The organism is Pseudophaeobacter sp. 1A09344 (assembly GCF_041008745.1).
In the GTDB taxonomy this organism is placed as follows: Bacteria; Pseudomonadota; Alphaproteobacteria; order Rhodobacterales; family Rhodobacteraceae; genus Phycobacter; species Phycobacter gallaeciensis_A.
Map to the genome: position 1 here is coordinate 1 of NZ_JAXGFS010000014.1, position 19915 is coordinate 19915.

General features: G+C 58.0%; 19 protein-coding genes and 4 pseudogenes. 17 read left to right on the forward strand and 6 right to left on the reverse strand.

Going from position 1 to position 19915, the window contains the following annotated elements; all coding sequences use genetic code 11:
• Positions 1 to 262: 262 nt before the first annotated feature.
• Together SM765_RS19480 and SM765_RS19485 are read right to left on the reverse strand one after the other, a co-directional pair.
• The gene (locus SM765_RS19480) at positions 263 to 967 is read right to left on the reverse strand and encodes a copper resistance protein B (RefSeq protein ID WP_274834323.1); all 705 of its coding nucleotides are present in this window, start codon (positions 965 to 967) and stop codon (positions 263 to 265) included.
• Positions 968 to 994: 27 nt separating this feature from the next.
• Positions 995 to 2794 carry a copper resistance system multicopper oxidase gene (locus tag SM765_RS19485; protein ID WP_368981698.1) on the reverse strand — a complete coding sequence of 600 codons (1800 nt, stop codon included), beginning with the start codon at positions 2792 to 2794 and terminating at the stop codon, positions 995 to 997.
• 883 nt (positions 2795 to 3677) lie between these two features.
• Here SM765_RS19485 and SM765_RS19490 point away from each other — a divergent pair.
• The 3 genes from SM765_RS19490 to SM765_RS19500 are packed head-to-tail and all read left to right on the forward strand — an operon-like array spanning position 3678 to position 5741.
• Positions 3678 to 3965: a copper-binding protein gene (locus SM765_RS19490; RefSeq protein WP_274831106.1), complete on the forward strand. Its 288-nt coding sequence runs from the start codon at positions 3678 to 3680 to the stop codon at positions 3963 to 3965.
• Positions 3966 to 4020: 55 nt separating this feature from the next.
• On the forward strand, positions 4021 to 5283 hold the full coding sequence (locus tag SM765_RS19495; protein ID WP_274831105.1) for an ABC transporter ATP-binding protein: 1263 nt from the start codon (positions 4021 to 4023) through the stop codon (positions 5281 to 5283).
• A complete protein-coding gene (locus SM765_RS19500; RefSeq protein ID WP_274831104.1) occupies positions 5280 to 5741 on the forward strand; it encodes a hypothetical protein in 462 nt (153 codons plus the stop codon). The genes SM765_RS19495 and SM765_RS19500 overlap by 4 nt, the downstream gene beginning before the upstream one ends.
• Before the next feature lie 71 nt (positions 5742 to 5812).
• Here the strand turns inward: SM765_RS19500 and SM765_RS19505 are convergent.
• A pseudogene (locus tag SM765_RS19505) lies at positions 5813 to 6001 on the reverse strand (integrase core domain-containing protein); the annotation flags it as partial.
• 66 nt (positions 6002 to 6067) lie between these two features.
• Between SM765_RS19505 and SM765_RS19510 the strand changes: the two are divergent.
• The 3 genes and pseudogenes from SM765_RS19510 to SM765_RS19520 form a co-directional block, all read left to right on the forward strand.
• Positions 6068 to 6313, forward strand: a pseudogene (locus SM765_RS19510) (transposase); the annotation flags it as partial.
• A 228-nt stretch (positions 6314 to 6541) separates the two neighbouring features.
• A complete protein-coding gene (locus SM765_RS19515; protein WP_274831103.1) occupies positions 6542 to 7903 on the forward strand; it encodes an IS110 family RNA-guided transposase in 1362 nt (453 codons plus the stop codon).
• A gap of 245 nt (positions 7904 to 8148) precedes the next feature.
• Positions 8149 to 8954: pseudogene (locus SM765_RS19520) on the forward strand (IS3 family transposase); the annotation flags it as partial.
• 236 nt (positions 8955 to 9190) lie between these two features.
• On the opposite strand, the gene SM765_RS19525 reads toward SM765_RS19520, so the two are convergent.
• Positions 9191 to 10447, reverse strand: a complete 1257-nt coding sequence (locus SM765_RS19525) for an IS110 family RNA-guided transposase (protein WP_368981699.1) — start codon at positions 10445 to 10447, stop codon at positions 9191 to 9193.
• An 80-nt stretch (positions 10448 to 10527) separates the two neighbouring features.
• Here SM765_RS19525 and SM765_RS19530 point away from each other — a divergent pair.
• Together SM765_RS19530 and SM765_RS19535 are read left to right on the forward strand one after the other, a co-directional pair.
• Positions 10528 to 10935 (forward strand): annotated as a pseudogene (locus SM765_RS19530) (integrase core domain-containing protein); the annotation flags it as partial.
• A 183-nt stretch (positions 10936 to 11118) separates the two neighbouring features.
• Positions 11119 to 11814 (forward strand): hypothetical protein, encoded by a 696-nt coding sequence (locus SM765_RS19535; protein WP_290559369.1) that lies wholly within the window; start codon positions 11119 to 11121, stop codon positions 11812 to 11814.
• Positions 11815 to 12331: 517 nt separating this feature from the next.
• Here SM765_RS19535 and SM765_RS19545 read toward each other — a convergent pair.
• Both SM765_RS19545 and SM765_RS19550 read right to left on the reverse strand, forming a co-directional pair.
• Positions 12332 to 12589: a helix-turn-helix domain-containing protein gene (locus SM765_RS19545; RefSeq protein ID WP_073038001.1), complete on the reverse strand. Its 258-nt coding sequence runs from the start codon at positions 12587 to 12589 to the stop codon at positions 12332 to 12334.
• 124 nt (positions 12590 to 12713) lie between these two features.
• Complete coding sequence (locus SM765_RS19550) at positions 12714 to 12965, reverse strand: hypothetical protein (protein WP_490363106.1); 252 nt, start codon at positions 12963 to 12965, stop codon at positions 12714 to 12716.
• Positions 12966 to 13175: 210 nt separating this feature from the next.
• Between SM765_RS19550 and SM765_RS19555 the strand changes: the two genes are divergently transcribed.
• Genes SM765_RS19555 through SM765_RS19595 form a run of 9 tightly spaced genes read left to right on the forward strand, consistent with a single transcriptional unit; the run spans position 13176 to position 19914 of the window.
• A complete protein-coding gene (locus SM765_RS19555; RefSeq protein WP_368981701.1) occupies positions 13176 to 13544 on the forward strand; it encodes a hypothetical protein in 369 nt (122 codons plus the stop codon).
• 43 nt (positions 13545 to 13587) lie between these two features.
• Entirely contained in the window at positions 13588 to 14202 is a 615-nt protein-coding gene (locus SM765_RS19560) for a lytic transglycosylase domain-containing protein (RefSeq protein WP_368981774.1), read from the forward strand.
• Entirely contained in the window at positions 14199 to 14492 is a 294-nt protein-coding gene (locus tag SM765_RS19565; protein ID WP_368981702.1) for a TrbC/VirB2 family protein, read from the forward strand. The genes SM765_RS19560 and SM765_RS19565 overlap by 4 nt, the downstream gene beginning before the upstream one ends.
• Entirely contained in the window at positions 14485 to 14763 is a 279-nt protein-coding gene (locus SM765_RS19570) for a VirB3 family type IV secretion system protein (protein WP_368981703.1), read from the forward strand. Before SM765_RS19565 ends, SM765_RS19570 begins: the two co-directional genes overlap by 8 nt.
• Complete coding sequence (locus SM765_RS19575; RefSeq protein ID WP_368981704.1) at positions 14753 to 17128, forward strand: VirB4 family type IV secretion/conjugal transfer ATPase; 2376 nt, start codon at positions 14753 to 14755, stop codon at positions 17126 to 17128. Before SM765_RS19570 ends, SM765_RS19575 begins: the two co-directional genes overlap by 11 nt.
• Positions 17125 to 17292 (forward strand): hypothetical protein, encoded by a 168-nt coding sequence (locus SM765_RS19580; RefSeq protein WP_368981705.1) that lies wholly within the window; start codon positions 17125 to 17127, stop codon positions 17290 to 17292. Before SM765_RS19575 ends, SM765_RS19580 begins: the two co-directional genes overlap by 4 nt.
• A complete protein-coding gene (locus SM765_RS19585; RefSeq protein WP_368981706.1) occupies positions 17282 to 18436 on the forward strand; it encodes a lytic transglycosylase domain-containing protein in 1155 nt (384 codons plus the stop codon). The genes SM765_RS19580 and SM765_RS19585 overlap by 11 nt, the downstream gene beginning before the upstream one ends.
• The gene (locus tag SM765_RS19590) at positions 18436 to 19245 is read left to right on the forward strand and encodes a type IV secretion system protein (protein WP_368981707.1); all 810 of its coding nucleotides are present in this window, start codon (positions 18436 to 18438) and stop codon (positions 19243 to 19245) included. The genes SM765_RS19585 and SM765_RS19590 overlap by 1 nt, the downstream gene beginning before the upstream one ends.
• Before the next feature lie 15 nt (positions 19246 to 19260).
• Entirely contained in the window at positions 19261 to 19914 is a 654-nt protein-coding gene (locus SM765_RS19595) for a VirB8 family type IV secretion system protein (RefSeq protein WP_368981708.1), read from the forward strand.
• The last annotated feature ends 1 nt before the right edge of the window (position 19915 follow it).

The following is a 19915-nucleotide window of genomic DNA, read 5'->3' on the forward strand; positions in this document are numbered from 1 at the left end:
AAACCCAACCTGGTCAGCAGCGGCAGAGAGTAGCTTAAACTACGCCAGATCCTGTCCAACGATCGGGGAGTAGCTCAGTTTCCTCAGTTCGAGAGCAGGCTCACCTGAAATCGAGGAGTTTGATAAGAGAAAGTCAATTCACGTACAATCTTAGTCTTCCGTTTCCAGCACAGATGCAGATTGTTTCATAGATCAACTTGCGACCAACTGTTGATACAGGCAGATTGAACCGCCCCTTCAGTTCAGAAGGGGCGGTTTAGCGTTAAAACATCAGGCGCGTCCCAAAAACAATAGAGGTAACGCCGTTTTCCTTTCCGCTTGCACGAATAAGATCAGCCGTCCCACCAAAGGATTTTTCGTAGTTTATCCCTATGTAAGGTGAGAAAGAACGATCAACCAGATCATAACTAAGCCTCAACCCGGCTTCCATTGTTGCACCACCTGACGCTTGATCATAAGCAAGATCATCCTCAAGAGGGACCGTCAATTCGATGCTGGGCGTCAAGATGAGCCGATTTGTAATTAGACCCTCATACTCCCCTTCAAAGCGAAAGAACGAGTGATCGGATAAATAGAAGTCAGCATCAATCTCTAGGAAACCAGGAGCAAGACCTTTAAAGCCTAACACCGCATTATACCGATCCGGTAAACCATCGGGTGTACTTGCCTGGACACCGACAACACCGTCAAAGAAGGTCGAAATCGGGAACTGCAGCCGCAACTGGTTTTCCAAGCCTTCGAAGTCGCCAGATCCTTCCGCGATTTCGGCTTCGCTCCGCCAAACGAGCTTCAAATCGTCTGTTCCAACGACGAAATCGAAATCCCATACAAAGACGTTTTCGCCGTTGTCACCGTCTCGATATTCCAACCGCTCTGCCTGAAACCCGTAGATGAGCGGTTCGGCTTGAGCCGCCGAAGCGGCTGCAAGTATCATGCCTGCAGCGCTAGCTATCTTTATGTTTTGCATTGATCTTTCCCTTCGTATTCGAGGCACTTATGCCGGCCTGCCGCGCACTACGACTTTGCGGAACATGCCAGCATCAGCGTGGTATGAGAGGTGACAGTGGAACGCCCATTGACCAGGCTCATCGACCTCTACATCTATGTCCACCGTCATGGCGGGGTTCACATTGACGGTATGTTTGATTGGGTTGCGAGACCCTTTGCCCATATCCACGAGCGACCAAAGACCGTGCAGGTGCATCGGGTGCGCCATCATCGTTTCGTTGATGAAGCGAATGCGCACGCGTTCTCCGTACTTCAGGACGATCGGCTCCGCATCATTGAATTTAACATCGTTGATCGACCAGATGTAACGCTCCATGTTCCCCGTAAGACGCAATTCGATGGTGCGCGACGGCTTCCTGTACTTGTATTTGGGCCGCGCAGCCGTGAGATCGGCATAGGACAGGAATTTCCCACCATTGTAGGCCCTCGGTATCAAACCACTGCCATTGGCATAGGAGGGGTCGACACTGCTGGGTTCCGACCTGCCGCCCATGTTGGAGTGGTCCATGCCAGCCATGTTGGAGTGATCCATGCCAGCCATGTTGGAGTGATCCATGCCAGCCATGTTGGAGTGGTCCATGCCAGCCATGTTGGAGTGATCCATGCCAGCCATGTTGGAGTGATCCATACCACCCATCATACCGCCCATGTCGGCCATGGTGAGAAGCGGTTTCGACCGCATCGCCGGCACAGCGCCCGCCATACCTTCCCTTGGTGCAAGAGTGCCCCGCACCATACCGGTACGTCCCACCGATTCCGCGATAATGCTGTAAGCCTTGTTCTCACGCGGCTGAACGATGACATCGTATGTTTCGGCGACAGCAATACGGAGTTCGTCTACCGTGACCGGCTTAACATCATTCCCGTCCGCTTGGACCACAGTCATTTTGAGCCCCGGAATCCGCATATCGAAATAGGTCATCGCGGACGCGTTGATGAAACGCAGTCGAACTTTCTCACCCGCACGGAACAAGCCGGTCCAGTTCTGCGAGGTGCTCCAGCCGTTGATTGACGCCGTGAACCCCTGAACGTCCTCGATGTCGGTCGGCATCATGCGCATTCTGCCCCACATCCCGCGTTCCTGCAGGGCTGCTTGCAGACTGTCAGCGCGCGAGTCTTTTACGAGTGTTTGGAGCGTGCGCTGCGACCGATTGTAGTAGTCAGGCATTCGCTTGAGGTTGCGCATGATTTTCCTGCCGGAGTGCGGGTGATTGTCTGCCAACTGAACGACATAATCACGATCTGCCCGCACCCGTTCACCTCCGCGAGGCTCGATCACAATGGCCCCGTAAGCACCGTCGGGTTCTTGGAACCCGGAATGGCTGTGGAACCAATAGGTGCCAGCCTGGGTGATCGGAAACCGATAGGTGAAGGTCTCCCCGGGGGGGATTCCGTTGAAGCTAATCCCAGGTACGCCGTCTTGAGTAAACGGTAGGATCAACCCATGCCAGTGAATGGAGGTGGTTTCGTTTAGATTGTTTTTGACGTTGATCGTGACTTCTTCACCCTCCTTAAAACGGAGGACGGTTGGGAACTGGCTATTGTTGTAACCGACACCCGTCTTACGGAAGTCGCCCGTATCGATCCGCACCCGATCGACTGTAATGTCATACGTTCCTTTGGATGTAATCGTCGGGTTTTGATGAGCCTGCAAAGCAGATGGCATTGCAAGAGCCGCCGCGGCAGCCAAACCGAATTGTCGCCGAGAAAGGCTACCCGACAAATGCTCCGATGTACTTAGCGCAGTGTCTGAGCGTGCAAGAAAACTGGCGTTAAAGAGACGCATTTTCTTCTCCTTAGTGGTCAAATTATTGGAGTTTGCCAAACTGAAGGTCGTCAGAATGGCCGAGTTGATTCATCAAGATGTTGAAATTTTCTACCGGTAACCGGCAGCAAATTATGCAAATGCACTGTCAAAGCGCTAATGCTGATACCTATACGCGCGGCAACATCTGAGAGAGGTAAAGGTACTCAGAAACGCGGAGGAGGGGATTTAACCTCCAGAACACGACTCTCGTTCAATTGTAATTCCGCGACCCTTGGGGTCCCCGAGGTTGGCTCCGGCCTTGGCGCACAAAGCGTCGATATCGTTGTGGCCGCAATCAAACAATGTGCCATCGATCCAAAGCAACTGGTGTGGTGGTGCTCATTCGGATCATTGACCACCGAAGTGTGCGCTGAACTCGCTTCTGCACAAACCTTGGTGTATGTCAGAGGCTTGGCCTCAACGGCAACAGACGCGGTTGGAAAGCCGGTCAGTACAAAAAGAGCGAGCGACAAAACGCCAAGTATCTTGGTTATCATTCCGGACTGCATCGATCTCTTTCTGCGGGGCTTCAAGCTACGGTTATAGATGGTACTCGTCCGTGTAAACCTTACAAATTGATACATTTCTAACTGACCTAGTAGTATTGATTTGTTTGGGATTATTAGCTCTACTATCATTAGGTGATCACGGCTAAAAGCCAAGCAAGGCACTGGGTATTAAAGGTAGAAATGCCAGGACCGTTCACACTGCCAACTTAAACAGAGCCGTCGGGCTCAGCCCGGTAGTCAGAGTGAAATTCTTCGGTGATTTTCAGCCAAAACTCAGAGCTTGCCTGTTTTGAAATCAAGAAAGCCTCGACTCTAGAAACCGATTTTTTGCCTCACAAAGGAGCAAACAAAACATGAAGATTCTCTCACTCGCAGCCGCATTGGCAATTGCTGCAACAGCGTCATTGGCCGGCGGTAACCACGACATGTCGATGGGCACCGTTACGAATCTGGATCGCAAATCAAATGTGGTGACAATCAACCATGGCCCACTCGAAAACATCAACATGCCAGCGATGGAAATGGGTTATGCAGTTGCAAAGCCTGCGATGATGAAAGGTCTTCGTAAAGGTACTCAAATTCATTTTGTCGTTGAGAAAATCAACGGAAAATACATCGTAACAGAGCTTATGAAGCAATAGACGCGATGTTTAGGTTCCAGGGCCGCTCCTCTGCCGGCCGATTTAAGGACACCCAATGAGTACGGCTCTGGAAATCGACGCGTTTACAATTTCCGGTCTTTTGGGCTGGACACATCATATTGCGGACTTGATAGGATTTCGCATCATTGAAAACCCTCCCCAATGGCTGCATGTGGTGCTGCAACTTGTTTTGGTGGTTGCGCCTCTCGCTACGCTACTATGTTTCCTAATATTCCTGGTCCAGATTACCAGAAGTGTAGTTCAAAACAGGCTGTTTTCCGTTGAAGATCGTATGGAGTTTGCTCTTGTTCGCCGCTTGATAGGGCTGCGCTGGCATGAACAGGTTACCGTTATTTTCCTTGGTTTGTTAGCACAACCAGTTCTGTATGCGACACTTGAACTACCAAAACGTATTGTCAACGGAGCCATCGAATCAAACCATTTCCCCGTTGATGTTTTTCACTTTCAATACACACAGCTAGAGTTTCTTGGCCTCTTGTCTATCTTGTATCTTATTGCCCTGATCGTGAGCGGCGCGATCAAGTATTGTATTAACATCAAGAAGGGGGAGATCGGAGAACGAACGCTTTTGAGGCTGCGCCTGGTGCTTTACCGGGCATGGCGCCGCGCACCGGAAGGCCAGCGTAGAACCGAAGTCATCCCACTATCGACAAGTGAAATTGAACCTATCGGCGGGTTTGCAGGAGATGTTCTGGCGACGCCTGTATTTCAAGGCGGCACCTTAGTCACTGTCCTGCTGTTCATGTTCATCCAAGACCCGATATTGGGAGCCGCAGCGATGACATTAGTACCTGTTCAACTGTTTATCATACCCATTTTGCAAAGATGGGTAAACAAACGGATGAGAGCCCGCATTCGTGCTGTTCGCGCATTCGGAGACGTTCTCGGGGAGCAAACCGGTGATGTATCTGGCCGATACATCACTCGCAAAACACTCTCAGCGGCCCATAAGCTTAGAAACACGAGACTTGAATTGCAGCGCGCGAAGTATTTGCAAAAGGCAATCAGTAATTTTCTGATGTCATTGACGCCTTTTCTGCTTTACTCGATTGGCGGCTGGCTTGTTATTGAAGGCCGATTGTCACTTGGCGCCTTGGTGGCAGTCATTGCGGCCTTCAAAGATTTTTCCAGTCCTTTCCGAGAACTCATTCTCTATTACCAAAATTCTTCCGATGTCAGACTGCGATCAAGAGAGTACGAAAATTTCTTGATGAAATGTGGAAGAGCAATCCATGGCTTGAGCGTGAAGCAGTGGAGTAGTCGCCCACAATTCTCTGAAATCGAAGGAACTTCATGATGCGCTTTGCCCGGCAAGCTTTGGTGATGGGACTAATTTGGTCGACAGTAACTGTTCTGCCTGCACACGCGGATGGCGTCGAGCAGTCCTTGGAAGGTCTTCACGGCGTCTACGTAAGCAAACTGTGCGTTACCAGCGGTCCTCAAGGTAGCGATGCTGATATTGAGATGGTGTTCGAGAACAATTCGGCCGAGATGGTGTTCCTAGATGGGGTCGCATCCGATGTGTCTTCGGGTGGTGAGTTATACTTCAAAGATCTCGAGGGTTCGACGATCACGCAGAATGGATTTGGCGTGGATGAAGGGGAAGTACTTGACCTCTCAAGTTCCCACATCGGCGCGCGGTTGACTGATCTCAAACAAGACCTCGACGCAGGCGACCATCCAACTGTATTCTTGAACTTCAGGCACGGAACGCTGGAGATCTCGGCACATGTATTGCCGAGAGGTCAATGCTGACCATCGCTGGGGCATACAAACTTCCAAATGGCGCAAACCGGATGACCTGCTCCCCTTTGAGTCCCCGGTTGTTAGTTCGCTCTGTTCAGTGTTTGGTCCTCTGTTGACCGTTGGCGATACTCCCACGGAGTGAGCCCGTCGAGGCTCGTTTGGGGGCGATGGTGATTGTAATCGTCACGCCAAGACGCGATCAGCTCCCGGGCGTGGCGCAGGTTTGCGAACAGGTGCTCGTTGAGGCACTCATCTCGCAGGCGGCCGTTGATGGGGAAGACTGGACTTGCCCTGAAAAAGTGGAGAGCACCAACTGAGGAACCAGGAGGTGTTCTATGGGAAATGGCAACAGACCGACGCCGGAGTTTCGGCGGGAAGCAGTCAGACTGGCACTGACCAGCGGTCGGACGCGGCGGGAGATCGCGGAAGATCTGGGGATTGGACTTTCGACATTGACGCGATGGCTCAGTCGCGAGCGGGATGCCAGTGATCCGGTCGAGGCTTCGGTCGACGTGCATGCTGAGTTGAAGCGGTTGCGACGCGAGAACGCAGTGCTGAAACAGGAGCGCGACATCCTAAAAAACCGTTCCGGGCCGCAGGCCGCCTGTGCGCGGTAGTAACAGCCTGTGCTATGTTGCGCCCGAAGGGCAGTTGCCGATGGCTTTTTGGAGGGTCAGACCCCGTTAAAAAACGTGGCACATGGGTCGATGCGCACTTGAGAGTGGTGACACCGCTGTCGTGGTGATCCCGGTTAGGAAGATGACGAACTTGCATGGCCCACGCCCTTCGTTTTGAGCGGAGGAGATGTCATGCCCAAGTCCACGACCGGCGACCACCCGGATTTGAAGATGGTCAACCCCAATGCGGCCGCGATCGATATTGGCTCAACGATGCATATGGCTGCGGTGAATCCGTCCAGCTGTGACATGCCGGTGCGCGCCTTCGGCACGTTCACCCAAGACCTTCACACCTTGGCCGACTGGTTCTCGGACTGTGGCGTCACCAGCGTGGCGATGGAGTCGACGGGCGTCTACTGGATACCGGCCTTCGAGATCCTGGAAGCGCGAGGCTTCGAGGTGATCCTGGTAAACGCCCGTTACGCCAAGAACGTGCCCGGCCGCAAAACCGATGTCAGCGATGCGGGGTGGCTGCGCCAGTTGCATTCCTATGGCCTTCTGCGCGGCAGCTTCCGCCCCGACGCGGAGATCGCGACATTGCGTGCCTACATGCGCCAGCGCGAGCGGCTGACCGAGTATGCGGCCGCCCATATTCAGCACATGCAAAAGGCCCTGATGGAGATGAACCTGCAACTGCATCACGTGGTCTCCGACATCACTGGCGCGACCGGCATGAAGATCATCCGTGCCATCGTCGCGGGTGAGCGCGATCCGGACATGCTGGCCGAACACCGGGATGTGCGGTGCAAATCCTCGCCTGAGACGATCCGGGCAGCACTTGTGGGCAATGACCGGGCGGAACACGTCTTCGCCCTGGCGCAGTCGCTCGACCTCTACGACGTCTACAAAGCCAAAATCCAGGAATCCGATCACAGGCTGGAAGAGGCTGTTGCCGCACTGACAGTCAAGGCAGTGGAAGACCTGCCGCCGCTGCCGAAGGCCCGTATCAAAGGTCGGCAGGTCAATGCACCGGCCTTCGACGTGCGGGCAGCGCTCTATGGGGTGTTGGGAACCGACCTGACCCAGATCCACGGTCTCGGTCCTTCGCTGGCGCTGAAGCTGGTGGCCGAGTGCGGAACCGATCTGCGCGCCTGGAAGACGGCGAAGCACTTCACCTCCTGGCTTTGTCTGGCGCCGGGCAACAAGATCTCTGGTGGCAAACTACTGTCTTCAAAGACGCGGCGCTCCTCAAGCCGGGCGGCGGCCTTGTTGCGATTAGCTGCCACGACCATTGGACGCAGCGACACCGCCCTGGGTGCCTTCTACCGCCGCCTCTCGGCGCGGATCGGGAAGCAAAAGGCGGTGACGGCCACCGCCCGCAAGATCGCCGTCCTGTTCTACAACGCCATCCGGCACGGTATGACCTATCAGGATCAGGGCGCGGCAGCATACGACGAGAGGCACCGGCAGCGCGTTCTCACCAACCTCCAGCGGCGTGCCAAGACGTTGGGTTACGCCTTGGCACCTGTTCCGCCCGAACCGGCTGTTTCTTAGGAACGTTCTTGGCCGCAGCCCGCCTGTGCGCGGGACAAACAGCTTGTGCTATACTTCACCGGAGGGGCAGTTGCCGATGGCTTATTGGTGGGCTTGACCCCGTTAAAATACGTGGCACATGGGCTGATGCGAACTTGAGAGTGGTGACGCTGCAATCGCGGCGATCCCGGTTAGGAAGTGACCTGCCCCCCGCAAAATCCCTCACCATGAAGTAGAGTCTGCCCAACCTATGTAGGAGCAGACGAATGCGTAAGAGCCGTTTCACCGAGGCGCAAATCATCGGGATGATCAAAGAGCAGGATGCCGGGATGCCGTCGGCGGAGGTGTGCCGTCGGCACGGCCTGAGCCCGGCGACCTTTTACAAGCTGAAGTCCAAGTTTGGCGGCATGGAGGTGTCGGAGGCCGCACGGCTGAAGGCGCTGGAGGATGAGAACGCCAAGCTGAGGCGGCTGCTGGCAGATACGATGCTCGACAATGTGGTTCTGAAAGACCTGCTGGGAAAAAGCTAACGACACCGAAAGAGCGGCGAGAGGCAGCGCTCAATGCAATGCGGGATCATGATATCTCGCAGCGCAGGGCCTGTCGGCTTGTCGGTGTCGACCCCAAGACGGTCCGGCGCGAACGCCCGCCTGACCATCCCGAGATCCGCCAGGAAATGAAGGAGATTGCTGGCAAACGCCGCCGGTTCGGCTACCGGAGGATCGGCGTGCTGCTCGAGCGCAAAGGCATGATCATGAACCACAAGAAACTCTACCGTCTCTACCGGGAAGAAGGCCTTGCGGTGAAGCGGCGGCGGGGCCGCAAACGCGCCCGGGGCTCACGCACGCCGACGCCCGAAGCCACACGGCCGAACCAGCGCTGGTCCCTGGACTTCCTGGCGGACAGCTTCGGCGCCTCGCGGAAGTTCCGTATCCTGGCCGTGAACGATGACTGCTGCCGGGAAAACCTGTGCCTGGCCGCGGACACCAGCATTTCAGGTGAGCGCGTTGCCCGGGAGCTGGACGCGCTGGTCCGGATCTACGGAAAACCCGCTTGCATTGTCAGCGATAACGTCCTATGTCGGGAAATTCTGGCTGCTTAGGTCAGCAGGTCATGGGGCATCCGGCGAACCGGATACCCTGTTAGATTTGCCCAGACGGGCTCTGCCGTCAAGAAGTGGTCTCTCCCATAGCAAACACAACGTACGCGCGCTGGCGGCCTTCACCGTCCTTAAGACGAGATCCGAAATCCCAAGCAGAAAGCCCGAACATTATCTACGAGGTCAGCGAACTGCCTCCACGGCTCTTGTCAGAGAGAGGTCCTTCCGCCTGGGCTCACCCCCTCAAAGAAGGGGCGATAGGGTTCGCCATGTTTGACTACGGCGTGTACGGTGCGCGCCATCTTGGCCGCGATCGCGGTGTAGGCCTTGCGACGCAGATGGGCATTGTGTCGATCCTTCGAGATGTATCGCTCGAACTTGTCGCGGAAACTGTTGGTCCGCTTCAGCACGGCCGTCTGTCCTGCCATCCAGAGCGTGCGTCGCAGCCGGGCATTACCGTACTTCGAGATTTTACTCTGACCGCGGAACATGCCGGACTGCACGGTGGCGAGGTCCATCCCGCAGAACTTCAGAAACTGGCGGTGGTGCCGGAACCGACGCAAGTCGCCTGCCTCGGCCAGGATCGTCATCGCGTTGATCGGACCGATGCCTGGGATGGTCGTCAGAAGCTGGTAGTCGGGGTGATCAGATAACAATTCGACAGCCCGAGCCTCGATCTCATTGCGTTGGCGGACGAGGCTGCGCCCTTCGGCCAGTACAAGACGAAACATACGAACGGCATCGGAATCTGGATGAACCGGCAGGCCGACCGAGCTAACGGCCGTGGCGTAAATATCTGAAAGCAGGCGTTCTTTGGAGACCTTCCGACCGACTACCTGCCACGCATCGGCGATGAAAGCATCCCTGCTCATGGTCGAGATCATGTGCGGCGTCGGGTACTTCTCCAGAAACGCCAGGAACCAATCGGTCCGCGAACTGCGATGGAAACGCTCCGCCTCGGGAAAGTATAGCGGTAGGTAATGTGTCAGGATCCGGTGCCACAGCTCGGTCTTCGAACGCGAGACGATCTCGTGGGTCTTGGAGAGCTCCTGAATGTCGGCGGTGCCGGTGACCAGTGGGTCGTGGAAGAATTGCACCGCTCCGATCTCCAGCATGTGCAGGATGACCTGGGCGTCCTTTGGATCGTTCTTGTCCCAGCTGTTATGTAAGGCCTCGCGCGTCCGAGCCAATCCGACAGAAGAGATGAGCTTCAGGTCGAACCCGGCTTGGCCAAGATGGTGTGCCAGAGGGCGGTGATAATTACCGGTCGCCTCGAACCCGATCCGTACCGGCAGTTCGTAGCTGGCAAGAGAAGTGGCCAGGCGCTGAAAGTCCTCCAGCGTGTTTGTGATCGTCAATCGGCGACGGCGCTTCTTGCCGGGAATGCTAATCAGCACCTCGTGCCGGTGCTTGGAAATGTCGATGGCGACCAGCACGGTCGAAGCAATAGAATGGGTAGCGGTCATAGCCGGTCTCCTCAGCGGTGTGGTTTACGCAAAACCACTGTTGAGACCTGAGACCCGGTTATGGCCACCCGCTACGCTATTTGGGGGCTGCGCGCGTGGCCATAACCTCTCTGCGGCGCTTCTTCCCGACGTGCTACGGCACGGAATTCACCAGCCAGGCAATCCTGAAGTGGGCCGACAGGAACGGCGTGGATTGGCATTACATCGACCCAGGAAAACCGCAGCAGAATGCCTTCATCGAGTCATTCAACGGCAGTCTGCGGGACGAACTCCTCAATGAAGAGCTGTTCGATACCCTGGACGATGCCCGCCGCAAACTGGCGCTGTGGCGTTACGATAATAACAACGTCAGGCCGCACTCTTCGCTGGGGAACAGAACGCCAAAGCAAGCGCGGCAGGCGCTTGAGCTATTTGAGGGCTCCGCGCCCGCCGCGCTTGCCAAGCCCGAAACCGACGACTACCAAAATCAAACCCGCAGACTCTCGTAATGAGCCAGGGACCAGCGGGGGGCAGGTCAACCACGTTAGCCTAAAGTTGCACCTACCATGTGGTGTAAATTTGAGGTAGAGGATGTTTATTTTACATAAACTTCATTATGCGACTTTATACTTAGCGTTGCGATAGTATATTATTGTATGTATGCTGAACTCCTATCACGGAGGCTCCACAGCATGCGCCATTTACTCAAGAAGCTCCTCCCCTCGGTCGCAGTCGCTTTGACCGTGACAGGTTCTTCGCTGCCAATACCTGCCCGCGCGCAGACATACCCGATCGATTGCGCGATCCTCTTGTGCCTGTCTGGCGGCTGGCCTGCTTCCGTCCCTTGCGCCCGAGCCCGCGCCGAATTTATCCGGCGGATTACACCTTGGCCGGTCGAACCACCGCTGCAAATCTGGCGCTGTCCCATGGGCGCCTCCTACGAGAACGATCGGTTACAAAACAACGCTGGCGGCATCTTTGAAGCCTTGTACCGAACGGACAGCCGTCGACCGCTTCAATCCTTGCTAGTAGATAATCTCGTTCCCACCGACCTCGCCCTGCGGCTCGTTCAGGACCGCGCGGACATCGATATCAGCGGGCCAGAGTTCAATTTCGTGCGGTCCATCCGCGTCTTCGATGTACGGTATGCACGACAGCACGAGTCCGGGCGCGATGGGGATTGTAACCGAAGCGCGACCGTGGTCCTCGGCACCTACGGGACCCAAGGCGATTTCTCATGGCAGCGATCTTCGATAACTGCCATGCCCGAGGCCCATGTGGGACTTGAACGTTGGGGCGAGCATTGCCCTGGCATTTATCACCGATCCGTCTTCGTCGATTGGCGTGACTATGACGGCAACTACGGGTTCGAGCAGGTGAACTACTGACCTGCCGCCACGTAGATTTGTCATGGAAGACGGCTTCTTTGGCTTGCACGACCGCACCGCATACGCTTCGCGGTCCACATGCTGTTTGGCGTTTAGGCAAACACCGCGGGTTCGCTCTGTTCACCCGTCGTCGCTTCTTCCGATCCTCGTCAGCGCATCGAAGTCGATTTCTTGCTTCTGTTCGTCACTTATATCCGGCCGGGTTTCCGATACCGGCTGGGGCCCTTGGACGCCCCACATCACCGCATGTGAGCCTGTCCTCCAGCGATAAACCCAACCAACAACACTGCACCCATCGGTCCCGATCAGATTGGCGATCGCGACGCCCTCACCCTTATCTTCGTTCACTGTTTACTGACTTCCTGCACTGTGGCGCTGCGAATTGCGGCGTGGGGTTGCAGAGCGTTCACTACGACCGCGCGCCGGGCTTCGTTGATGTTGGCTAACTGGTCTTTGATGGGGAAATGATCATCAGACCGGGAAAATGGGTTCCCGTGTTCTCAACAATTCATTGGCTTCAAATCCTGTGGTCGGGCTCCGTGGCGGCTTCAACGATCGCCAGAACTTCAAAGGGGTCAAAGCCGATGGCGCGCGCCAGAACGACCAGCTCGACGACGTCGACCCGGCGCTGGCCGCTTTCAATGCGCGCCACGAGGGATTGATGGCACTTGAGCTTGATCGCCAAGTCCTCCTGACCGAGGCCCGCCTTGATGCGGGCGTCGACCAATGCCTGGCAGAGTGCCACCTGTCCCGTGCTTCTGATTGTCTTTGCCACGCGTCACATACCTTTTGTGACGTCGCTAGCGGATGAAATCTGTTATCTAAAAAGTAGATATTTGAGGGTGTTATCGGCGTCTGGTTTCCATGGGCTGCAAGTCTGATGCTCCCGAAGCTGCCCATCAATCCCCTACCAATTGCAGAAATCGGCCGTAGTCCTCACTGACCTCCCTCGCTTCCTCGAAGGCACGGGCCCGTTCACCGTCGAGGCAACGGAAGTAGCTCTGGATATCCTGAATGTAATCTTCGAAGTCGCCGCGGATGATATCCGCATAGTCCCGCGCCGCCTGCGAATCGCTTGGCAGGAAAGGACGGGATGGCGCAAAGCAGGATTCCGCCAAAACCGGCCCGGGAACGCAGATTAGAAGGACTATAGCTTGCAATGGGAGCAGGCATGTCAACCTTGGGTTTCTCAAACCTGTTATCTCCTTGATCGCGGACACTGGCCGTGACTAGTGTTTGCGTAACCAAACTACAGCCAATGCATGATATTACATCTTGCGGCTGATAATATACTATCGTAACTCTGGGCTTCAAGTAGGAATGCCTGGGGTCGCGCCATTGGAGAAAGCGTGAGCCGGGCCATGAACTGGGACATCGAAGCACCAAATGTGGTTACGGAAGCCAGGTTCCGCGAACTCGTGGAAAGCGGCTATAGCGCAGAAATCCTGTGCCAAGAGTCGGCACACAAGAAAGGCCCCAGCTATTACGGGGTCTGGATCATGCGTGTTGTCTCTGACGAGGGCGTGGAAAAGCTCCTCGTCACCGCCCGCACGCGGACGACCTACAACGATATCAAGATCCGCGAGTTCAAGACGATCTCTGGCGTGGTGTCATTCTTCATTGGCCTTGGCTTTGCACATATCGACCTGCCGCTTGAGGCGGGGACAAGCCGTACGCACAAACTTGCGCCGTCAGACAAAGCCCCATCAGACAAGGGCGCTGACTACTAACCTCGTCTGCCTCTGGCTGGTCGCAGCACCTGCCTCCGCGCAGATGGTGCTGGTCATGGAGAGCGACGGCTCTCTGACCCCATCCCGCTCCCAGGACAGCTTTGCCCGCAATTACAATGACGGCATTGGACAAGGTTCAGCGGCCGATGAGCTGGCAATCTTTGGCGAACGGGATGGTGAGCCAGACGACATCCAATTGGCAGCCCTCTCACGGCCTGCGCCCCTGCCCCGCGCCGATATCCTCACGGCCATCGAGGCCACCGCCTTTCGCTATGCCGGGCATCCCGGGCTACGCGGCGCGGAGCTCTCGGTTCGCGATTGGCTAACCCTCTACCGGGCCAATATCGAGGTTGAGAGCGCCTACCGGCAGGATGCGATTTCAAGTGCAGGTGCCATTGGCCTTGGTCAATTGATGCCAGCGACGGCGCGTGATCTGGGCGTCGACCCGCGTGATCCGCTGCAAAACCTCGACGGCTCCGCCCGCTACCTCGCGATGATGCTGGAGCGCTTCAGAGATCCGCATCTGGCGCTGGCGGCCTACAACGCGGGGCCCGATGCGGTCCGCCAGTATGGCGGCGTTCCCCCCTACCGAGAAACCCAGAACCACGTGGCCCGCGTCATGGCTGTCGTAGCCCGATTGGAAGGATCAAATTCATGAAACAGATTTCAAACCTCTTTGTCGCCTCGCTGGCGCTATTCCTGCTCGTCGCAGAGCCTGCGCTTGCGCAAAGCATCGATCTCTCCCCGATCCAGAGCTTGTTGCAGGGCATTGTCGATGCGCTGACCGGTCCGCTTGGCGTTGTCATCGCGACGCTGGCCGTGCTGGGCGTCTTCCTGAGCTGGTTCTTCAACATCATCGACCTGCGCCAAGCCCTCTGGGTCCTCGTCGGGATCGCTGGTGTTGCGGCCGCCCCCACAATCGTTGCTGCAGTGTTTGCCGGTGGCTGAGCGCTCGCCCCTCTTTCTCGGCCTCGTGCGCCCGCCCAAGCTTCTGGGCCTGCCCATCATGTACGCGATGGTCTGGCTCTTCGGTTCGGTGCTCCTGTTTGTCTGGGTCCAGCACGTCGCAGTGCTGGCTGTCGCCGCCCTGCTCTATCCCGTGCTTTGGAAGGCCGCGGACTGGGATCCGCGCTTCATCGATGTGATGATGACGGCGCTGCAGGAGACGCCACCCACGCGCAACCGCAGCATCCATGGCGGGGACAGCTATGCCCCGTGATGACGCCCATGATCCAGCGATCGATCCCCGCACAATGACGCCAGACTGGTATGCGCGCGAGACCCGCCTTGCGCATATGCTGCCCTATGTGAGCCTCGTCGATGACCAGACCGTGCGGACGCGGGTGAACGAACTCTTCCGCTGCATTCGGCTCGAGGGGATCAACAGCTACACGACGGACGATGCCTATCTCGACAAGGTGACGGCGCTTTTTGCCCGCATCGTCGCGCAGCTCGGGCCGGAATTCAGCTATTACGTCCACAAGGTCTCCAAGGCCATCAAACCTGATCTCGACCCGATCCGTGAGGACAGCTTCGCAGGCGAGGTTGACCGGCGCTGGCGCGCGAAACTCGAGACCAGCGGGCTCCGCGACAAGACCTTGACGCTCACCGTCATTCACCGCCCGCCCCCGAAAAGCCTCCTGCCGTTCCTGAGCCGCAGCGCGCCGGACCGACTGAAGGAGGAGACCCGCAAACGCCTGCAGCGCCTCGGTGAGGCCGTGAACGTCTTCCTCTCGGGGCTTACCGAGCTCAAGCCACGCCTGCTGTCAGCCGGATCGGGAGAGTTGGTGGGATTTTTGGGCGCGCTCAACACGGGCACCGAGCTGCCGCTCTACCCAGCCAACACCTACGGCTTTTTGTCCGTCAACGTCGCCAATACCCGCGTGACGTTTCACGGCGACCATTTCGAGCTTTCCGAGGGCGTCGTGGGCCACCGCTACGGCAAGAGCTTCACCGTCGGGGAATACTCGGAAGGCACCTCCTGCACCATGTTCGACATGCTGAACCTACCGGTCGACATGATCGTCACCCACTCCTTCACGCCGATCAATTCGAACCTCATGGCGGGCCGCATCAAGCGGCAAAAGCGCCAGATGCAGGCGAGCCAGGACGCGGCCCTCTCGCTCATGGAAGCCCTCGATATCGCCGCCGATGATCTCGAGGCCAAGCGCCAAAGCTTCGGCGAACACCATATGGTCGTGACGCTCTTCTGCGACACGCTCGAAGAGCTGCAGACACTCAGCGCGGAGATCGTAAACGCCGCCGCAACCGAAGGCGTGAAGATGATTGGCGAGCGGGTCGCCGCCAAGGCGCATTACCTCAGCCAGCATCCCGGCAACCAGCCCAAGCGCGTGCGTGCCAGCGCCGTCACCAATCGCAACTTCGCGGATTTCGCGGCCTTCCACCGGACGCAGCTCGGAAAACCCGCAGCACTTACCCCCTGGGGCCGGGTCATCACCTATCTGCCCACGCCCGAACAAAGCGCCTACCGGTTTTCCTATCACGAGCAAGGCAGCCCCGAGAAAGAACCCACCAGCGGGCATACGCTGATCATGGGACGGCCCGGGTCCGGCAAATCGGTGCTTTCGGCCTTCCTGATGACCCAAGCTCGTCGAGCAGGGGCGCGGGTCTTCGTCTTCGATTACCGTCTTGGTATGGAGATGGCGGTCCGCGCGAATGGCGGGCGCTACGCGTCCCTGAACGCCGGTCAGCCCACGGGCCTCAACCCGCTCTGGACAGAGACCGATGCCCGCGGCACCGCCTGGCTTTCGGATTGGCTTGCCACCCTGCTCTACCGCGCTGACAAGCCCCTGACGCCCGCACAGACCAACCGCATCCAGGAAGTCGTGCGCCAGAATGCCCAGGCCTCCAATCCGGCCCTGCGGAACTGGCGGGATTTCGCATCGCTTTTTGTGTCCACCGATGATGGCGGCGATCTGCACCAGCGCCTGCTTGAGTGGACCGAAGACGGCCGCTACGGCTGGATCTTCGGGCAGAGCCTCGAGGACACGTTCTCGCTCAAGGGCGATGTCGTGGGCTTCGATCTGACCGGCATTCTCGACAGCGAGGCCGACAAGGAACGGATGGCGGTCCTGTCCTATCTTTTCCGCCGGGTCGAGCGCGAGATCGAGGACCGCCGCCCCACCATCATCGTGATCGACGAGGCCTGGAAGGCGCTTGATAATGCTTATTTCGCCGAACGGCTGTCGAACTGGCTGGTGACCGCGCGCAAGCAGAACACTGTCGCGGTCATAATGACGCAATACGCGAGCCAGCTCGAGCGCACCCGGACCGGCAAGACCATTGTCGAAGCCGTTCCGACGCAGATCCTGCTGCCCAATATCCGCGCGCAGCCTGCGGATTACGCCATGCTGAACCTCACGGAGAAGGAGCTCGACGTCCTTCTCAACACGGGCAGCGACAGCCGTCTCGCCCTCATCCGAGACGACCAGGGCTCCATCGTCGTCGATGCCGATCTGAGCGCGCTTGGGCCCAATCTCACCATCCTTGGCGGCATGGAAAAAGGCGAGGCGCTTGTCGGCGCCGATTACCGCGACCGCCCAGACTTCTGGAGACTTTCATGACTCGCATTTTGTTGCTTCTCACCGCGCTCGGCGCTTTGGCCTCCTGCGCCCAGTATCAGGAACCGCAGGCCAATTGCTTCACCTTCCTGGCCTCGACGGCACCCACAGCACCTGATTGCAGCTTCACGCCCCTTGGCACCCCGGAGGGCGACATTGAAGTCTAGCCTGCCTCATATCCTGGCGTTTTGCCTGCTGCCCGGTCTCAGCTTCGCCCAAGGCGTGCCGACCAATGACAGTGGGCTGACCGCGCGTGACATCGTCGAGACTGGCGATCGCGAGGCTGACTTGGCCGTTCAGGCGGACAAGCTTGCCGTGCGCGAGCTCATTGCCGAGATCGAACGCGAGCAACTGGAAACCCTGCAACGCATCCTCGATGCCCAAACCAGCTTCGGCGGTCAGGGCTTGCCAGCTATGGTCTCGGGGCTGGAAAGCGGCAGCGGGGATCCGGCCCGGTCAGTCGAGGCGGTCTATGGCAATGCCGACATCGACCCCAATCCCGGCGGTGCGCAGATGTTCGGGGATACGTCTGAGACCATCGAGCAGCTCATCATCCGCGTGGCTCAGGAGACCAGCGGCTTTGCCGGCGTTGGCCGCGCAGGGCTCTCACCCGTCCAGTGGCGCGCGTTGCTGCAAGCGCTCATCTGGCAGGAAAGCCGGTTCACCATTGGGGCACGGTCTCCCGTCGGCGCCTATGGTCTCACCCAGATCATGCCCGGTACCGCCAGCGATCTCGGCATCAACCCGGAGTACTACGACAGCCCCTACCTGCAGGTGCATGGCGGAGCGCGCTATCTAGCAGCGCAACTAAACACATTCGATGGCAATATCATCAACGCGCTCGCGGCCTATAACGCCGGACCCGGCCGGGTGTTCGAATATGGTGGCGTGCCGCCCTTTGCCGAAACCCAGCACTACGTCCAGGTCATCCCGGAGCGCTACAATCTCTACCTGGGCCGCATCGGTGGGATCGAAGCGCTCGGCACGATCGACCCCGCACTTCTCGCCAATGCGAACCTCTCAATCACCGGGCACGGCGCGGCCTTCTATGGCAACAATTCTCATGCGGCGATCAGGCAGGCCGCGCTGCGCATTGCGGATATCGTCGAGCGGATTTCCGAGACCGAGGATCTGCAGGAGAGCGTTGCGCTCAACACTTATGCCCGCGCCGAACTCGTGCGTCTCGTGGCCGCCCGCATCCGGCTTCAGGCCGCCCGCACTCGCGTCCTCTCTGCCGAGGAGCTGGCCCAGGCCAGCGCCCGCATGGCCGAAGGCACGTTCATGGATTTTACGATCAGGGAGATAGACTGATGAGAGATTTGCTCGTGAGGACGGCATTGGCCACGACACTTGGGGTTGGTCTGCATCTTGGCGCCCTATCCCCTGCCCTCGCGCAAGGCGTGCCCGTCGTCGACACCCAGAACATCGCGCAAAACATCCAGCAGCTCCGGCAGATGATCGAAGACGAGATCCTGCAAAACGAGCAGCTGACGCAGCTCCGCGAACAGCTCGGCCTTCTCACGGATCAACTCGCGGAGCTGCAAAGAACCTACGAGGCCCTCACCCGCCTCGCCGAGCTTCCCGAAATCATCCGGACGGAAATGGAAGACGAGTTGAACGGTCTGCTCGACCAAGAGTTCGGGGACATCCTCGCCACGATTGAGGCGATCAAGACTGGGGATTTCTCTGGCCTGTCGGGCTCCGGCGCGGGCGAGATCGAAACCCAGATGGACCGGGTACTGGCCGATCTCGGATTTGACGATGACACCCTCTCGGAAATGGCCACCAGCGGCAATCCGGGCGCTAACCGCGTGGCGACGCAGGCCACCACCGGCGCCCTGGTCTCGGCCGCGGCCCAGAACAGCTATGAGGATGCCGGCCAATCGCTGGAGCGCATCGACCGGCTCGTCGGGCTGATCGATGACATGGACGAACTCAAGGAAAGCATCGATCTCAACACGCGTGTCACGGCGGAACTGGCGATCGCGCTGGTCGCGATGTGGCAGCTCGAAGCGGTGCAGACCGTGGGCGACGGCACCGGCGGTGTGATCGATGCCGCCACCATCGCAGAGGAGCAGCGCTTCATGGACTTCACGCTGCCGGATCTGCGCGCAGACTGACTTGGGGTGTAACGCGTGGCGAGTGAACAGGAAATCATCGAAGAAGAGCTGGTCTATGGTGCCCTGCGCCGCGAACGGCTCTGGCAACGCCTTGGGCTCATCGGCCTCATCTTCGGCATTCTCGGATGCCTGAGCGCTGCCGCAGTCGCAATCCTCGATGTCGACCCGCCCCCCGTCGTTGTCCCCTATGATCCCGCCACCGGCTTTGCACTCCCCGAAGCCTCGGTGGGCGCCTCCTCGGTGACCGCCAACCAGGCGATCATCGAGGCGGAGGTGTTCCGCTATGTGACCGGCCGGGAGGTCTATAACCAGCTCGACAACGATCTGCGCATCCGCAGCGTCCTGCGCCGCTCGGATGGGGCCGCTGAAAGCGGGCTGCGTCAAATCTGGAACAGCGCCAACGAGAATTACCCGCCGACAGTCTACGGGCCGAACGCCCGGCTCGACGTGGAAATCCTCAGCATCAACCGGATCGGAACCAACCGCGCGACGGTCCGCCTGCGCAAGCGCCTGACGTCCATTAACGGCACCCAAACCGGGCTCTTCACCGCGACCCTTCTCTTCGAGTTCCGTCCCGAGACCCGCCGCTCCATCGATGAGGTCTGGACCAATCCCTTCGGCTTCACCGTCCTCGAATATTCCATCCGCTCCGACAGATTGGAGAACTGAC

Excerpts from the sequence above, each read along its gene's own strand:
- SM765_RS19515 (WP_274831103.1), top strand. The coding sequence starts at position 6,542 with ATGCCCAAGTCCACGACCGGCGACCACCCGGATTTGAAGATGGTCAAC.
- SM765_RS19525 (WP_368981699.1), bottom strand. The coding sequence starts at position 10,447 with ATGACCGCTACCCATTCTATTGCTTCGACCGTGCTGGTCGCCATCGAC.
- SM765_RS19590 (WP_368981707.1), top strand. The coding sequence starts at position 18,436 with ATGAGAGATTTGCTCGTGAGGACGGCATTGGCCACGACACTTGGGGTT.
- SM765_RS19580 (WP_368981705.1), top strand. The coding sequence starts at position 17,125 with ATGACTCGCATTTTGTTGCTTCTCACCGCGCTCGGCGCTTTGGCCTCC.
- SM765_RS19575 (WP_368981704.1), top strand. The coding sequence starts at position 14,753 with ATGCCCCGTGATGACGCCCATGATCCAGCGATCGATCCCCGCACAATG.
- SM765_RS19490 (WP_274831106.1), top strand. The coding sequence starts at position 3,678 with ATGAAGATTCTCTCACTCGCAGCCGCATTGGCAATTGCTGCAACAGCG.
- SM765_RS19495 (WP_274831105.1), top strand. The coding sequence starts at position 4,021 with ATGAGTACGGCTCTGGAAATCGACGCGTTTACAATTTCCGGTCTTTTG.
- SM765_RS19560 (WP_368981774.1), top strand. The coding sequence starts at position 13,588 with ATGGTGCTGGTCATGGAGAGCGACGGCTCTCTGACCCCATCCCGCTCC.
- SM765_RS19555 (WP_368981701.1), top strand. The coding sequence starts at position 13,176 with ATGAACTGGGACATCGAAGCACCAAATGTGGTTACGGAAGCCAGGTTC.
- SM765_RS19500 (WP_274831104.1), top strand. The coding sequence starts at position 5,280 with ATGATGCGCTTTGCCCGGCAAGCTTTGGTGATGGGACTAATTTGGTCG.
- SM765_RS19565 (WP_368981702.1), top strand. The coding sequence starts at position 14,199 with ATGAAACAGATTTCAAACCTCTTTGTCGCCTCGCTGGCGCTATTCCTG.
- SM765_RS19480 (WP_274834323.1), bottom strand. The coding sequence starts at position 967 with ATGCAAAACATAAAGATAGCTAGCGCTGCAGGCATGATACTTGCAGCC.
- SM765_RS19535 (WP_290559369.1), top strand. The coding sequence starts at position 11,119 with ATGCGCCATTTACTCAAGAAGCTCCTCCCCTCGGTCGCAGTCGCTTTG.
- SM765_RS19485 (WP_368981698.1), bottom strand. The coding sequence starts at position 2,794 with ATGCGTCTCTTTAACGCCAGTTTTCTTGCACGCTCAGACACTGCGCTA.